We start from the raw sequence: 15,488 nt of genomic DNA on the forward strand, positions 1-15,488 counted from the left end.
ATTATCCATTAATTAACCTATGAAAAGATATTATTCAGGGTTCAGATGGAAGGATGTTACCTTCGATAGACTTACAAATGGCATTCCCCATATCATCGGATGAAATTATTCTTTCTTTTTTTAATAGTTTTACGAATTTCATTTGGTGATGAAAGATCGAAAGTATAAATTATGACACTCTCATCTTTCAAATCGTAAATCATTGCACCATTGAAACCTGACACTCGGTCATCTTGAAAATTGCTGAGTTTCTTCGCCAATTCTGTCCTGGACATATCAGAACTTATAGCACCATCTATAAGTTTATTATCAATATTTTTTGGAATTGTATTCAAATATACAATATCAATGTAAGGCACATAGTCATCAGGTGTACATGATGGGGTTTTAGGATTATCGACACCATAATAATTCCTAAAGTAACCATCAAACACATACTTTATGTTTTTAGCATTTGTTGTAGGCTGTACAAAAAGTGTAATGCCGCCCGGTGAACCGGCTTAAGGAACCCATGGGATCAGCAGCATTGATAAAAAATTTAATCTCATATTATTTTATACTCACACGAATATAACGTGTTAAAAAATTAATAAAACATGTTCATTAATTTATCTTTATCAAACACTTAAATTTAACGTAGATTCTTACAGTCTGCATACTAACAAATAAACGTCACCAACAATGAGAGCCAGAGTAATATCATTAGAATATTCCAATTTTTTATTGATATCGATTAAAACCCCATGATTTATTCTTTTCGCATGACTCAAATTTTGAGTCTAATGTTGGATCAAAGTCAGAATTAAACTCTTTAAACCTTCCATTCGAAAGATTTACTAAAATGCCTTGATTGCTGCCAATGTAAGCGTAGTCATTTGATTTAAGATAATCTATGTCATAAACACCACTACTAACAGCAATCATGTATTTTTTATAATTTTTATTTAAATCTAACAAGATAAAATCAGTATCTTGTGGGTTAGTTTCGTTAATTTTTTTGGCCTTCCCCATAACATAATTTTTGAACCTTCACAGTTTACGCTGTAGCCATTGATTATAGTGTCAAACTTTATCTTCTTAGAAACCAATTTATTACTAAAAAAGATCGAATCACATTCGATCAACTCAACTTCAAACGCACTTAATTTCAATGGGGTTATAAAAAATGAAATCGCAATAACGTATTCCCGTAATGACAAATCTCTGCCTCCCGCTTCATTTTGATTAACTCACCTTGAAATATATATATCCCTATCAAAGTTAACGTCTGAAGATTTAACCCCACCATTATTTAGCTTAACAGTATTATTTTCATATTTAAAAACAGACGGATCTTCAAATGTCATAATGATTACCCCCCTCTCCCAACTGACTGTCATTAAGTTCGCATTTATCACTGGAGGATAGAATTAACTTGATAATTTAACTCCATTTGTCATGTCTATTAATTTATATTTTGGCAATTAGCTCTCTGATCTACATAAATGCAATCACTGGCATCGTAGGATATAATTATTATATCGATCAATCTTTTATCATTTTTCTGATAAGGAAGATCATAATACACAAATGCTTGATTAACATCAGTAGTAGAAATGCTAGCAATTTTTTCGTCATTTATATAAAGCGACACTTCATTTTCAGAATTATTATTCGACGCCAAGTTACCTAAAACTGTTATGCAGCTACCTTTTCCTATTTTGCAGCTAAGTTCCGCATAGGCAGAGTTGTTAAATATCTCAAAAAAAAGCAAAGCAGTAAATAAACGCATCATTATTCCATTTTTGTAACACCCATTCACATTAATCATATTTTTATTGATCTAATCCCAATCTATAACCATGGTATCAAAAGATCATTGACACCTTCCATTAACTCAATTTTACTTTTATCTGTAAATTTTATTGGCTGAGATCCATAAACTGCTGCATAGTTATCTTTCGAGTAAAAGAAAGCATCTTTAATAATAATAACACCTTTACCATCCATATCTTTAAAGATTACATCTGAAATAACAAGCGCTCCGCTAGGCCTAGACTGATAATTTATTTTTACGCTAAAAGTTAAATGAGAGAGATATTTATATTTAGGATTATAAATAACATCTCGAATGGTGTCTTTAAGTTCATCTTCATCATAATGATATTTCCCATCCGTTTTATCCCAAGTTAAATAACTAGCTCCGCCGGTAGCATAAGCTGATGATGTCAGATTGAAATAATCTTTAATACCTTTGTAATAAATTGGGACTGGATTATCACGACAATCTACTTTACGAGATGCCTTTTGAATTTTTGAATAATCAAAAATCCCAGCATGGAAATTTATAGTTCCACAATAGTTTATTTCTTTCGCATATGAAATCGGTGTTAGCCCATAGAGAAAAAGCATTAAAAAATACATTAAGAACTCTCGTAATATAACTTACCACAGGGGATCATCAGATATTAATTGGACGATAAATTATATACGAAAAATAGTCCTTTGAATGATTTTAACTTTACTAAAAGGCCATTTATTTTTTCAAAAAACTTCCTTTCGAGAAAAGATTTTGGCAACTTTATTCAATCCCTTCACCATTATTAAATATCACCTGCTTTTTTATTTCTATAATCCATATACCAGGAAAAGAGTCAACTGAGCAATCTAAATCATTTGGTGATACATACTTCCCATTTTTAGATATTTTTCCAACATAGAAATCATCTCCAATTAGGAAAAAGTCATCTACCCCATTTTCTGCTTTATCAACTCCTTGCCAAAAACCTTTCCCGGTTAATATATTCGCGCCCCCTTTAAAATGGGAAAGTATTGCCTGGTAACTATTTAGTGATGCATCAATAACCACCAAAGCCAAAACTAATTTCTTATCGAAGTTTATATCCACAAGTGAAGAAATATCATCATCGAAGAATTTGACACTCTTCAATTCTAACCTTTCATTCCTGTGGTTTTTAATATCATCTATCATAAGATATTTATTACCCGGATAAATAATTATAGCTTCTCCATCACTAGTAATTGGAATATTTTCCGAGCCTGAGGACAAACGATCATTCCAACCTATAATTTCACACCAAAAAACATTACCTTTTGAAGTGTAATCAACATCAACACTCCCTTTATTTCCTTTTTCAAAATGAATTTTATAGCCATCAATTAGCACTGAGTTGTAATACTTCACATTACAAAACTCTGTAAAAAGCAAAACACCCAAAATCATTAGACATTTAGCCCTGAGCATAAATAAACTCTCTAATTGCAATCCTGACCCCAATCACTTATCTATTACATTAAAGGAAAGATATATTTTCTTATACTGCTCAAAAAATGATGAATTCCCTATTCCAGTAAAAATATATGAAATATTTTCTGGTAAATCTATCTCAGCCTGAAAACACTGCGTGGAATGATATCCGGCATCATCTCTTATCCTGCATGAAACGATAGCACTCATACCCTTAAATTTTGATGTAAAATTTACATCAGCTAAAACAGGCGCCCCTTCAGTAACGGCCTCCCATTCTCCATCATCGTTCATCGAAAAATACACTTTGTCATTGTCTGATGTATATTTGCATATCTTAAGATAATCATTAGTGTCAACAGACCTCTCACCGATTAACAGACAGCCTTTTCTTTCAAAATTTATCCATTGACCAGGAATACCTAACATGGCCTCCTCGAAAGAAACTTTTCTCGTCTCAGTTCCCCCATAAGTTGTGCTAACTAATAAATACAAAGATAAAAATAAAATCACTTTCATTCAGTTATCACCTAAAATTTTATATGCATGTTGAGTCGATTGAAATCGGCGATTAAAAGACTGTTCATCCCATCGATTTATTACCATGCTAACTTCCCGTGAATTATTTTGTGCTACCCCGGCATCAGCCTTCCTTAATATTCCTTTCTTTGCTGCAAACTGCCCTCCTGAGTCAATACAATTGTATGGAACCGTGGATATATTTTGAGGATTATCGATTACTGGCACTCTCAATCTAGTTGGATTCAACCACCATCTATTATCATAATCTGAGCGGCGTAACCAGCCTCTATAAACCCAATAACCAGTATAGTTCGCCAAACCAGTTAGTTGTTTAAACCCTCTTCCACGAAACTTCATCCCATCCCCAACACTTGAAAAAGTTGAATCAATTAGCCTTCGTTCAGGGGACGATAACACTGGTCTATTGCGTGAATCCCTTCCAATCCTTACTGTCAATGCATTATTCCTTGAATCTCTCAAATCACTTTTTGCGACATTACCCAAGTCGTTTCCATCACGCTCATAATTATGGAAATAGCCATATGTATCTGTAGGATCTGAATAATACCCATCAGTTTCCTCAGCAAATGAAGGATGTTCTGGATTACGAGAAAAGGACACAGTTCCCTCAACCATCAAATTCAAACTCTGCGTTTCTACTGCCCCCTGACCAAGGAAATGAGCCGCCCGAATTGATGTGTTCATGCCATACTTCATCAAGATTAAATTTAAAGAATTTCGATATTTTTCTCTAACCTCTTCTGATGTAGAAGAATAAATCCTACTTAGATCGGTCTGATCTATCCACCCACACTTTCTGAAATGCTCAATAAAACTACGAGGTTCGAAATGCCAGATTAACCCTACACCTAAGGTTCCATAATTAAAACAAAGCGCTTCAACATGCTTTTTGAACTTGTCGTATTCTTTTTGACTCATCAGAACCTGATCTTTCGATTCCTGTGAGCCTACATTTTGTTCAGAAGTTGTATTAAACGAAGTGCATTGATTCCAAGGTAGACCAGTCATTAGCCAATTGTATCTAATATCAATCGTGCTACTTTCCCAATCAAACGGAAAGCGGCAAATTAGTTTTCTACTTTGAATTGAATACATGTCTTCTGTTTGTAGTTTTTTTATTGTTGCTGAATTACACTGACTAAAGGAATCTTTGTCATCATTAACAAGATGCCATCCTGTCCAATGTGGGAGATCTGCATCACTAAATTTTTTGACTGCACCTGCCGCAAGGTTTACAACACCGTTCCCCCCAGGATAATTTACAGTCATCCACAATGGTGCATCAGCAGGAGAAAGAGTTTCATTTTCAGTATTAATAATACGCCCAAACCGAAGTAACTCATAGCCTGCACTAGGGCTATCCTTATAGCGAGATGTTGCAGTTTGATAAAGATTATATTCATAATTTTCTTTATCTGCATTAACTAGCGCTTCGCCGACTGTATTATACTTATCTTCATTTTTAGAATCCTCCTGCCTCGTCACCATGGTACAATTTCCTTTAGCCAGAGTCATACTGACATATAAAGGAACCGTACTGGTATGTAATTCATTAAGGCCTTCGATGGCAGAACTATTGTTATCAGGTGCTTTATTATAAAATTTCGTCCCAATAGGCAAATAAAAATGAATATCGCCATAAACAGCATCTGTTCGACCATCACGAGTGATATCCAGTTTCTGCGTATTTCTTCCTGTTAATTTTTCAATATTGTCATCGTCACAAAATATCTGACAGTGGAAGGCATTTTCTCCATCCACCATGCCAGCGGTTCCTAATGCATCTTTACGATAGATTAGAGCATCACTTTTAATAGCTGCGTTGAGTGATTTCAAATGCATATATAACGAGTAAAAAACCACCTTGCCGTTTTCACCACTGCCAATTTCCGTTTCATGCTTCAGCAACACATAACCACTGTCTGTCGCACCATTCAAATTCAATGGCTCAGCACGTTTTGCTTCATCATTAGCAGGTGCGCGAAAAGATACGACCTTGCCATCTGCAATTGCCCTAACTTTTTCTGGGCTACTGCTGTTATCGGTATGTTTAATATGAATTCCGCCATGCCATGAACCGGCTGCACTAACAGGAAAACCGCGGTGTACGTCAGAAGCCATCACACGACTAATCCATGCGGCATCCGTTTCTGTCGCAGATTTGGCTTTTAAAATGGGTGGACTGATGATCATTTAGTGACTCCCTGTCAGGAAAAAGTAAATTTGCCCGAAGGCTCTTTTTTTATTACGGCCAGGCTTGGGAATTCTTCCGGGTTGCTCGCCTGTTCCAGCCGGACATACTGGCCCGCTTGCGTGCGGTAATCACCTGCCGTAGCTGACTCAATTGAATTAGCATCCAGCGTGATATAACTCCCGCCGCCGTTCAGCGTGATTTTCTTTTTCGCAATGATTTTGATTTCATCTTCGGTGCTGATGATGCTGATTTCCCTGCGCGCCAGCAGCTCCATCAAATCGTTTTGCGCCTGCAGCTGCACCGGCCCCTGATTGGCAATCAGCCTGATGCCCAGCCTGCGCACGAACACGCTCAGCGCGTTGCCCACACCGATAAACAAGTTTTTCATTACGTTGACGTCGGCGTTTTTGCCCGCCGTCGCCACCAGATTCTGCGTCGCTGAAAGTTGCAGATGCCCGCCGCTGGTAAGCGCCATGCCGTCCGGTGCGCTCAGCAGCAGTACCGATTTTTTCAGGTCCTGTACCTGCTGCTCCAGCAGCGCTATCTGCGCGCGCAGGTCCGCCGGGTTTGCCGTGGCCTTTTGCGCGTCGCCGGATATCTCCGCCATCTGCTCGCGCGCCTGGTTCAGGTTGTCCAGCGCCGCCTGCATGTCCTTCTGCTTACCCTGCGCCGCCGCTTGCCCATCGGCGCTGATAAACAGCCCTTTGCCAGCCCGGATGGCGCCCCAGCTGTCGGTGCGCAGCTCGAAGCCTTCGCCGCGCGCCTGACGCTCACCATCCACTAGATGACCGAGGTTAAGCTGGCTTTTACCGCCGTATTCGGTGCTGAGCTTGATATGCTCCTGCCCCCGCGTGTCGTCAAGCCGCAGCTTGTTGTTCGACGGCGTGCGCAGCACGTTGCGCCTGTAGTTGCGGATGGTGACGTGGTCGGCGCGCGATGAATCATGCAACACGCCGGCGATGTACGGACGGTCCGGGTTGCCGTGCTCAAAGCCAATTGCCACCTCGGTGCCCGCCAGCAGCGGCAGGTGCAGGCCGTAGGTGTCGCCGGCAAACGGGCGCGACTGGCGCACCCAAAGGCTTTCATGGCCGCTTTCCCAGCCCGCACGGTCAAACAGCATGTTAACGCGATAGCGGCCGTCGCGGTCTATGTGGCCGTAGGTGTCGTTGGTGGTGGTGCTGGTGATGCGCGCCGGTAAGGTGCCCGCCATTACCGGGCGCGGTGCCGGTTCCGGACGATAACCGTAGCGGCCCTCCGCCGGGATGCCGTGGAACGCGGTTTCCATGCTGCTGTCGCGCGCTGCGCGGCACAGCAGCGAGGTGATAACCACGCCGCTGCGAAACACCTCCGCCACGTTGTCGCCGCCGCTGGCGCGCACCACCACGCCAGGCATCAACGCCGCGCTGCTGGATTTGGCGCTGAGCCGCGTCTGGCCGTTGAGGTAGCGCTCGTGGCGCAGCCGGGCGTAGAACGCGCCGCTTTCAGTCGCGGGACTGGCGCTGTAGGCCTCGCCCGCCTGCAGGTAGTTATCCGCCCAGTGATAGGCTTCGCCGTAGGTAGTGTCGTCGCCGCCGGTGACGTCGGCCTGCGCGTTCATGTCGGCGGTGGCGTCGCGGTAGTTGTAGTCGCGGGTGCTGACGGTTTTCTCCACCACGCTGAAGCGGCTTTCCATCTCCCACACCGACTCCACGCCGCTGTCGTGCAGACCAGACGGCGGCACGGCGGGCAGCGTGAGGCCGGTCTGGTAGCCCTGCGGGCCGTCGTAAAACTCCACCACGTCGATGTTGAGGCGCGTGTCGGTGGTGAAGCGGAACCAGATGCCGACCTCCGCCAGCAGGCGCGAGACGAAGCGGAGGTCGTCTTCGTCAAACTGCATCACCTGCTCGCGCTTCGGATAGTCGCGGCTGAGGGCAAACACGAAGTCCTGACCGCGCATGCCGTGACGGTCGCGCAGGATGGATTCGACAATCTGCGGCACCGACATGTCCTGCCAGATGGCGTTCTGCCGGGTGCGCGAAAGCAACGCGAGTCGCGGCTGCAGCGTGATGGCGTAGCGCGCTTCGTCGGCGGACACGCCGAGCATATCAAAGCCAGTCACCACGCCCTGCACCACGCGCAGCGGTTCGGCCTTGCGCAGCAGGTCGGCGAGGCTCTGCGATGATGGCTGCAGGGTCAGCGACGCGGTTTTCATCAGCATCGCTTCGCGGCTGATGTGCTTGTCGGTACTGGTGAAGATAATTTTCCAGCTGAAGGGCGCGCTCAGCGCTTCTGTGCCTTCGAAGCTCAGCACGTCGAGCGGTGAGGCGCTGTCAGTGATCTTCAGCCGGTGATGGCTGTGGCTGAACAGGGTAATGGTCGTATCTGTCATGATTAAATCCTTTTAAATGCCGCAGGCAGGAACCGTCGATCATTCAGAACGTAAAGGTCACTTCACCTTCATCATTGGTATCCATCGTCAGGCTGTCGCTTAAGGTGCCGCTGGCGCGGTGCTGCAAAATCACCTGGCTCAGCACCGGCAGGATCTGCTGATTCAGCAGGCTGTCGACGTTGCGCGCTCCGGTGTCCGGCAGCAGACAGGCGTCGGTGAGCATTTCATACAAACCATCGCCGATAGTGGTGCGGATGCCGTAATGCCGTTGCAGCCGCTGGCTGACCTGGCTGAGCTTCACCTCCACGATGATCCGCATCGCCTCACGCGCCAGCGGGCGGTAAATCACCGTCTGGAAGCGCGCCAGCAGCGCGGGCTGGAAGTGGTCGCGCAGGATCGGGCGCAGGCACTCCTGCAGTTCGGCTTCGGCGGCATCTGGCGTTTCGTCCAGTAACTGCATCAACTGATCGCTGCCGAGGTTCGAGGTCATCAGAATCACGGTGTTGCGGAAGTCGATTTCGCGCCCCTCGCCGTCGCGCATGAAGCCACGGTCAAACACCTGATAAAACAGATTAATCACGTCGCGGTGCGCCTTTTCCACCTCGTCGAGTAGCACCACGCTGTACGGGCGCTTGCGCACCGCTTCGGTGAGGATGCCGCCCTGGCCGTAGCCGACGTAGCCCGGCGGCGAGCCTTTGAGCTGGGAAACAGTGTGTGCTTCCTGATATTCGCTAAGGTTGATGGTGATTAACGATTTCTCGCCGCCGTACAGCAAGTCGGCCAGCGCCAGCGCGGTTTCGGTTTTGCCGGTGCCGCTGGTGCTAACCAGCAGGAACACGCCCTGCGGTCCGTTTTCTGAGGTGAGTCCGGTTTTCGAGGCGCGCAGGCGCTGCGCGATGGCGCTGAGCGCCGCGTCCTGCCCGACCACGCGGGTGGCGAGCAGGGTTTCCAGCGCCAACAGTTCAGCCTGCTCGTCCTTCATCAGCGACGACAGCGGCACGCCGGTCCAGTCGGCAATCACGCCCGCCACGATGCGCGCGTCAACGTCGGCGGTCAGCAGCGGCTCTTCGGGTTGTAATGCGCCGAGTTCGCTCTGGAGCTGCGCGATGTTGTGTTTCTGACTGGCGTCTTTGCGTCCTTCGAGCAACTGCTGCATGCGTTCCTGCACGTCAGCGTAGCGCTGCTCCAGCGCCTCAAGCTCTTCATCGGTGGATGCAATCTGCGTGGCAATTTCAGTCAGGCGTTCCTGCGAGACCGCGCCGCCGAGCGCTTCGTCGTCGAGGATGGCGCGCTGCTCAATGTTCAGCGCATCGAGCTTCGCACGCAGGCGGGTGATGGCTTCCGGTACCGTGTCCTGGCTCATACGCACGCGCGCGGCGGCGGTGTCGAGCAGGTCAACCGCCTTGTCAGGCAGCTGGCGGCCTGTAAGGTAGCGGCGCGATAGCGTGACGGCGGCGCGCACCGCCGCGTCGGTGATGTGTACGCCGTGATGGTCGGCGTAGCGCGACTTGAGTCCGCGCAGCATCAGGCACGCGGTGTCGTCGTCCGGCTCGTCGACCTTCACCATCTGGAAGCGGCGCTCCAGTGCGGCGTCCTTCTCAAAGTACTGTTTGTATTCGCTCCACGTTGTCGCCGCGATGGTGCGCAGCTCACCGCGCGCCAGTGCCGGTTTCAGCAGGTTAGCCGCGTCCGCACCGCCCGCTGCGTTGCCCGCGCCGATGATGGTGTGCGCCTCGTCGATAAACAGCAACACCGGATTCGGCGCGGCCTGCACCTCGGTGATGATGTTCTTCAGGCGCTGCTCGAATTCACCCTTCACGCCCGCCCCCGCCTGCAGCATGCCGAGGTCCAGCGTATGCACGCTCACCGGCTTCAGGCTGTCCGGCACGTTGCCTTCGGCAATGCGCAGCGCCAGCCCTTCCACCAGCGCGGTTTTGCCCACGCCCGGCTCGCCTACCAGAATCGGGTTGTTCTTGCGGCGGCGCGACAGGATATCCACCATCTGGCGGATTTCGTTATCGCGGCCAAATACCGGGTCAATTTTGCCACTACGCGCGTCAGCGGTGACGTCGCGGGTGAAGCGGGTCAGGGCTTCGGTGGATGCGGCTTTGGTCTCACCTGCGGTGGCAGGTTGTTCGATAGTGCTGACCGGCATCTCCGGCTGCTCCGCTTCGGCACGCTCGTCGGACTGCGCTTCCAGCATCGGCTGTAAACGCTCCAACTGGCTCATGCGCAGGCTCAGCAGCGGCCACAGACCTTCGCACTGTGCAAGTTTTGGTTGCTCGGACAGCGCCATCAGCAGATGGATGCTGCGAATTTGCGGGGAATTATCAGATGCGGAGGCCATTAGCCACGCCTGCTTCAGCAGCGCTTCCAGCGAAGAAGAAAGCTGCGGACGCCCTCGCACCGCGCGTGGCTGGCGGTCGAGAAACGCCAGCAAATCCTGCCAGATGACATCCATGTCCCATTCATAGCGGCGGGCAATCACCGTGATGTCGCCCTCGCCCTGCTCGAGCAACTTGAGCAACCAGTGCTCCGGCTGGATTTCAGCGTGGGCGCGGGTCTGGCATAGCGACGCAGCGGCTTCCAGCGCCTGCGCGCAGAACGGGTTGAGGCGACGCAAAAGCGCGGCTGACTGACTGTCCATAGCAAAATTCTCCTGACTGGTGGCACGCTACCGCCCGTCGCCGTAAACCGAAGCGCATAAGGCAGCAGGAAAGATGGGAAATGACTTGTGATTTCACCCGCTATGGATGAATTCATAAATCATCTGCCGGGCTGCAAAAACAGCCCAGCGGAGGGGCGATTACGCTAAATAGTTCGTGTCGCGGCAAGGCGGCAAGTGCGCGAGTCCCCGGGAGCATAGGTAACTATGTGACCGGGGCGAACGCGCGCAGCCAACGCAGCAGCGGCGCGAAATATGACGCGTAATCAGGCGGTGGCGCGTTCGTTCCACGAATCGGAATGAATAATGTTGCCGTCTTTGTAGGTCCAGGTGATTTTTTCGTAGCGCAGCTCAATCTGCTCCAGATGGTTGTGTTTCTCTTTCGACGGGTCCTTAACGTCGTGCATCACCGGATTGACCTTCACCACCTTCACGTTTTCCAGCTTGGTGTTGAAGTACTCCACTTCCTGGCCGGCGTCGCTGATGCGATACCACTTGAACTCGGCAGACTTCAGCGTCTGGCCGGTGGTAACCGCTTTGTAGAGGTACGGGCTGGACGAGTCGATTTCCTTGGTGAACAGGAACGGCGTGTGAATGCGCGTGCCGGTCAGCTTGCCGGTGTTGTTGTCGGTCGGGATGTACAGGTTGTGTTGCTGTGCCACCACTTCGATGCTGCCTTCACGGTCCTGCACGTCCACCGAGCCCTTGATGTCCGCACCGCCGTCGTCCTTCAGCCACAGATAAACCGGAATTGCCATGTTGTTACTCCTTTTCTTCATGATTGCCGTCACCATCCTGTGATGACGGAGGGATTGCGTCCGCTGCCTGGCAGGCGTCGGCCTGCGGCACCAGACTGATTTCAACGCGCCGGTTGGCCGCGCGACCTTCGGCGGTGTCGTTGCTCGCCATCGGACGGCTCTGGCCGAAGCCCTGCACCGCAAAGCAGCTCTCATCCACGTCGCCGGTGTCGCGCATCCAGTCGCGCACGGATTCCGCCCGCTTCAGCGACAGACGCTGGTTCAGCGCCGGATTGCCGGTATCGTCGGTATAACCCGCGACCACAATCAGCCAGCCCGGCTTCGCCTTGATGCCGACCAGCGCGTTGACCAGCACTTTGGTTGAGCCGGTTTTCAGCTCGGATTTGCCGGAATCGAACAGCGACATCGCGTCCAGCCGTACCAGCGTGGGTTGTGGTTTCGGCTTTGGCGCAGGTTTTGGCTTAGGTTCCGGTATCCAGGTACTAATGGCGTGCAGCACCGGCAGATGCAGATGCCCGCCCTGATAGAGCCCCAGACTCAGGCGCAGCGGCGCGCCCTGACGCGCATAGTTGTCGAGCTGACTCGCGTCCTCGCGCAGCACCTGCACAGCAGCGAGCTTCGGCGCGTAGTCGGTCATAGCAATGCGGTTGTAGTGTTCGAGGTCGAATACGATGCGATGGATTAGCGACTGGTTGTTCCAGGCCACCGCACAGAGTGCGATGACTGCGGCAACGGCGAAGGCCGTGATCGCCGTGCGCAATGCGCGGATGCGCGGCGTCAGGCCACGGCCTTCTGGAAGCAGCGGAAGGATAAAGTCAGGCAGGATGACGGCTATGTTCGCTGCGGTACCGGCACTGCGGATAGTGGTGTGCTGCCTCAGCCAGGCGCACCACAGAGAGTCATTGCAGGCGCCCGGCGTAGCGGGTTGCAGCTGCAATACATAGGCGGCGGGTATCACGGCGGCGACATCACTGTGCGCCTCCGTCAGCACGCGCAGCACATGTTGACGCGCCCATGCATCCAGCGAGTTGAGCAGGACCTGCTGCTGCATCGCCACGCTGCCACCCGACTGCAGCCATTCGCTGGTGCCACGCGGCGAGTTGTCATCCAGCCAGATTTGCGCAGGATTGCCCGCCAGCTGAACCTGCCAAAGCGGTGCAGCGCACTGCGTCATCTCACCGGCAACGCTGATGTTAAGCAGCAACGGCAGCGACTGACGGGTTTCACGGCGCAGTAACGCAATTTGCCAGCGCAGAGCAAACAGCTCGTTTTCCAGCACCGCTGCATCCTGCTGTTGCTGCGGACTAATGCTGAGGCAGACGGAAATCTGGCGGCCCCAGTCTGGACGCATCAGCAACAGCTGGCGCAGGCTGTGCTGGAGTTCGCTGCTATCCGCAACGTGAATAAAGCAGCCGTGCGGCAGCACGTGTACCGCTTCTTGGTCCGACAGGCCACTTGCATTGCAGCAAAGCACCACCGGCTGCCGATACGCTGCATCGGGCAAATCAGTCCATTCCTGAATCGTCACATGCTTGCGGCGGCGCAGCACTCTGATCGTTATCGTGCCAGCCAGCAGCAGTATCGCCAGCAGCACGATTGAATCGCTGCTGCGTGTAAAGGTCAGAAACTGCGTGCACAGCACCGCCACAAGCAGCCAGATCCAGAGCACCAGCAAGCGTGGAAGCAACGTCGTCATCCTTTGACTCCGGGCAGCAGCGTCGTGATGAGGTGATCGAGCCAGTAATTCAGTCCCCACCACAGCGCGGCCAGCAGAAGCGCGGTCAGGCCAATACGTGCAGGCCAGCTGCTTAACCAGCCCGTGCGCAACCCACCGCTTGCCAGCGATAACAACGGCGCATCCGCCGCACGCGTGAAAGGTGGTACGCGCTTAGTCAGCGCGCTCACCAATTGCTGGCGCGCGGGTGCATCAATGGAGGTATATCCGCCGAGAAAGCCCAGCATCATCACGCGGTGAAAACAGGTCAGCACCATTTCATCGGCTTCCGGCTGCGCCAGCACCTGCTGCATGCGGTCGCACAGGGTTTCGCCCGCATCCATGGTCTGTAAAAAATGGCCCTGCAGCGGCATGTGATACCACTGCACGCAGGCATCATCTTGCACGCCGCGCCCTTTCACCGCCTCATCCAGCAGCGCGCACTGCGCCAGCAGCACGTCGTGACAGCTTTCGCGGCTGACGCCCGCCTCGCGCAGCGTAAGCTGCACGCGTTCGGCGTCATTCACGCAGCGCTGCCACAGCGCCAGCCCTTCGCCTTCGGCAAACTGCGGGCCGTGGCGCAGGCTGATCACCTGCAGCCAGGTGTTCTGCAGCAGCGCATCAATATCGATAGTTTTTGCTTCAGCACTCATGATCTCAGCACCGCAAACAGTTCCAGTTCCGGGTCACCCAGCGTGCCGGGGACGTAAAACACGCAGCTGCCGCTCTCGAGCATCGCTCGTGCCGCCGGATGGGACAGATCCAGCGAGAAATACTGGTTCTCCAGTCGCAACGGGATCGCCGCAGGAACGTGGCTAAGTGGCTTGAGCGGAATGCCGAGCTGCGAGCTGTTCACCAGCGCAGTCACGTCATCCGGACTGCCGACTTTGCACTGGCGCGGGAACTGCTCCTGCAGCTGCGCCACCGGCAGCGGCGAGCGCACCGACAGGTAGAAATCGGCTTCCTCGCGCAGGCGTGGATCGTTGAGGCGCGCCTGCCACTGACGCAGACGGCTGTCGTGCGTCATGTCGATTACCACCATGCGCGACGGCAGGCTGGCTTCCAGCAGCGTGCCGAGCAGGCTGAACAGCGGAGGGAACACTTCATTCAAATTTTCATGGCGATACACCGGAATGGCGCTCACCTGATGTTCCAGCGAGAACGTCAGTAGACTACCCGCCAAGCGCGCCAGTTCGGGATAAAGCCGTTCCGGCGGGCTTTGCGGATGACGCTGAAAATCGGCCAGCAGTGGCTCGGCGCTGTTTAGCGCGTTGAGCAGCCAGAACAGCGATACGTCGGCAACGGCAAAATCGGCCATGCGCTGGTTGCTTTCGCGGCGCATCGCCATCAGACGCACCAGCCGTGCACGCAGCTGCGTCACCAGTTGTTCAAGTGCCGTCATCAGCCACGGGCTGGATTGCAGAGTCAGGAGTGGCGGCAGGAACTGGCTGTCCAGCGCCCAGCCGCCCTGCGCATCCTGCTGCAGACGCGCCACCGGACAGGTCAGCCAGTCGCTGTTGTCCTGATGTGCATAACGTAGAGTCAGTTCAGGCTGCAATACCGCAACCTGCCGGGTATCGTCCCCGAACAGGTTGCGGATATCGCGCCAGCGCTGGCGGAATCGCACCGGACGCTCCGCCACGTCGCTTTCCTGCAGGCAGTTGCCGCCGTTGGCGTACAGCTGCGGCAGCGCCAGAACAACCGTCACTTCCTTATGCTCCGCCTCAAGCGTCAACGTCGGTGGCAGCGGATCGGCGTTGTGGGTATCGATCAGCGTGCCATCACGAAAACGCAGGTGCAGATGACGCGGCTTAAGCCGCCCAAGCTTCAGCGCATCCGGCTCAAACTCAACCTGAAATACGCCCCACGGCTGATTAAGCCCCATGCGCGCGATGCACTCGCTGTGCCACGCCTGCCAGGCGGACTGCTGCTGAAAGTGCTGGGGCGAGATCATGGTACCCCGGCCCCAGAGTGGTTGTTCTGTTTTCATCCCTGAGTT

The 15,488-nt window shown here is 51.5% G+C and carries 13 protein-coding genes; all 13 read right to left on the reverse strand.

Annotation, left to right across the window (positions count from 1 at the left end; translation table 11 throughout):
• Positions 1-92 precede the first annotated feature (92 nt).
• The gene (locus tag AAF463_RS11730; RefSeq protein ID WP_350260816.1) at positions 93-434 is read right to left on the reverse strand and encodes a hypothetical protein; all 342 of its coding nucleotides are present in this window, start codon (positions 432-434) and stop codon (positions 93-95) included.
• A 286-nt stretch (positions 435-720) separates the two neighbouring features.
• Positions 721-1,011 carry a hypothetical protein gene (locus AAF463_RS11735; RefSeq protein WP_350260817.1) on the reverse strand — a complete coding sequence of 97 codons (291 nt, stop codon included), beginning with the start codon at positions 1,009-1,011 and terminating at the stop codon, positions 721-723.
• A 433-nt stretch (positions 1,012-1,444) separates the two neighbouring features.
• Positions 1,445-1,774 (reverse strand): hypothetical protein, encoded by a 330-nt coding sequence (locus AAF463_RS11740; protein ID WP_350260818.1) that lies wholly within the window; start codon positions 1,772-1,774, stop codon positions 1,445-1,447.
• 59 nt (positions 1,775-1,833) lie between these two features.
• Positions 1,834-2,403: a hypothetical protein gene (locus tag AAF463_RS11745; protein ID WP_350260819.1), complete on the reverse strand. Its 570-nt coding sequence runs from the start codon at positions 2,401-2,403 to the stop codon at positions 1,834-1,836.
• A gap of 157 nt (positions 2,404-2,560) precedes the next feature.
• Positions 2,561-3,223, reverse strand: a complete 663-nt coding sequence (locus AAF463_RS11750) for a hypothetical protein (RefSeq protein ID WP_350260820.1) — start codon at positions 3,221-3,223, stop codon at positions 2,561-2,563.
• A 54-nt stretch (positions 3,224-3,277) separates the two neighbouring features.
• Positions 3,278-3,766: a hypothetical protein gene (locus AAF463_RS11755; RefSeq protein ID WP_350260821.1), complete on the reverse strand. Its 489-nt coding sequence runs from the start codon at positions 3,764-3,766 to the stop codon at positions 3,278-3,280.
• Positions 3,767-5,983 carry a hydroxyethylthiazole kinase gene (locus AAF463_RS11760; protein ID WP_350260822.1) on the reverse strand — a complete coding sequence of 739 codons (2,217 nt, stop codon included), beginning with the start codon at positions 5,981-5,983 and terminating at the stop codon, positions 3,767-3,769. It lies immediately after the preceding gene.
• 14 nt (positions 5,984-5,997) lie between these two features.
• Complete coding sequence (vgrG, locus tag AAF463_RS11765) at positions 5,998-8,352, reverse strand: type VI secretion system tip protein VgrG (protein ID WP_350260823.1); 2,355 nt, start codon at positions 8,350-8,352, stop codon at positions 5,998-6,000.
• 43 nt (positions 8,353-8,395) lie between these two features.
• Positions 8,396-10,999 carry a type VI secretion system ATPase TssH gene (gene tssH / locus AAF463_RS11770; RefSeq protein ID WP_350260824.1) on the reverse strand — a complete coding sequence of 868 codons (2,604 nt, stop codon included), beginning with the start codon at positions 10,997-10,999 and terminating at the stop codon, positions 8,396-8,398.
• A 284-nt stretch (positions 11,000-11,283) separates the two neighbouring features.
• On the reverse strand, positions 11,284-11,775 hold the full coding sequence (gene hcp, locus AAF463_RS11775; RefSeq protein WP_064741351.1) for a type VI secretion system effector Hcp: 492 nt from the start codon (positions 11,773-11,775) through the stop codon (positions 11,284-11,286).
• A gap of 4 nt (positions 11,776-11,779) precedes the next feature.
• Positions 11,780-13,471 (reverse strand): OmpA family protein, encoded by a 1,692-nt coding sequence (locus AAF463_RS11780; protein ID WP_350260825.1) that lies wholly within the window; start codon positions 13,469-13,471, stop codon positions 11,780-11,782.
• The gene (gene tssL / locus AAF463_RS11785) at positions 13,468-14,142 is read right to left on the reverse strand and encodes a type VI secretion system protein TssL, short form (protein WP_350260826.1); all 675 of its coding nucleotides are present in this window, start codon (positions 14,140-14,142) and stop codon (positions 13,468-13,470) included. The genes AAF463_RS11780 and tssL overlap by 4 nt, the downstream gene beginning before the upstream one ends.
• Positions 14,139-15,479 (reverse strand): type VI secretion system baseplate subunit TssK, encoded by a 1,341-nt coding sequence (gene tssK, locus AAF463_RS11790; RefSeq protein WP_350260827.1) that lies wholly within the window; start codon positions 15,477-15,479, stop codon positions 14,139-14,141. The genes tssL and tssK overlap by 4 nt, the downstream gene beginning before the upstream one ends.
• Between the last annotated feature and the right edge of the window lie 9 nt (positions 15,480-15,488).

The sequence above is a fragment of the Pantoea sp. BJ2 genome (assembly GCF_040255075.1).
Taxonomy (GTDB): domain Bacteria; phylum Pseudomonadota; class Gammaproteobacteria; order Enterobacterales; family Enterobacteriaceae; genus Pantoea; species Pantoea leporis.

Bases quoted from the DNA above. Each gene is read 5' to 3' on its own strand.
- hcp (WP_064741351.1), bottom strand. From the start codon at position 11,775: ATGGCAATTCCGGTTTATCTGTGGCTGAAGGACGACGGCGGTGCGGAC.
- tssL (WP_350260826.1), bottom strand. From the start codon at position 14,142: ATGAGTGCTGAAGCAAAAACTATCGATATTGATGCGCTGCTGCAGAAC.
- AAF463_RS11780 (WP_350260825.1), bottom strand. From the start codon at position 13,471: ATGACGACGTTGCTTCCACGCTTGCTGGTGCTCTGGATCTGGCTGCTT.
- AAF463_RS11750 (WP_350260820.1), bottom strand. From the start codon at position 3,223: ATGATTTTGGGTGTTTTGCTTTTTACAGAGTTTTGTAATGTGAAGTAT.
- tssH (WP_350260824.1), bottom strand. From the start codon at position 10,999: ATGGACAGTCAGTCAGCCGCGCTTTTGCGTCGCCTCAACCCGTTCTGC.
- AAF463_RS11760 (WP_350260822.1), bottom strand. From the start codon at position 5,983: ATGATCATCAGTCCACCCATTTTAAAAGCCAAATCTGCGACAGAAACG.
- AAF463_RS11745 (WP_350260819.1), bottom strand. From the start codon at position 2,403: ATGTATTTTTTAATGCTTTTTCTCTATGGGCTAACACCGATTTCATAT.
- vgrG (WP_350260823.1), bottom strand. From the start codon at position 8,352: ATGACAGATACGACCATTACCCTGTTCAGCCACAGCCATCACCGGCTG.
- AAF463_RS11740 (WP_350260818.1), bottom strand. From the start codon at position 1,774: ATGATGCGTTTATTTACTGCTTTGCTTTTTTTTGAGATATTTAACAAC.
- AAF463_RS11735 (WP_350260817.1), bottom strand. From the start codon at position 1,011: ATGGGGAAGGCCAAAAAAATTAACGAAACTAACCCACAAGATACTGAT.
- tssK (WP_350260827.1), bottom strand. From the start codon at position 15,479: ATGAAAACAGAACAACCACTCTGGGGCCGGGGTACCATGATCTCGCCC.
- AAF463_RS11755 (WP_350260821.1), bottom strand. From the start codon at position 3,766: ATGAAAGTGATTTTATTTTTATCTTTGTATTTATTAGTTAGCACAACT.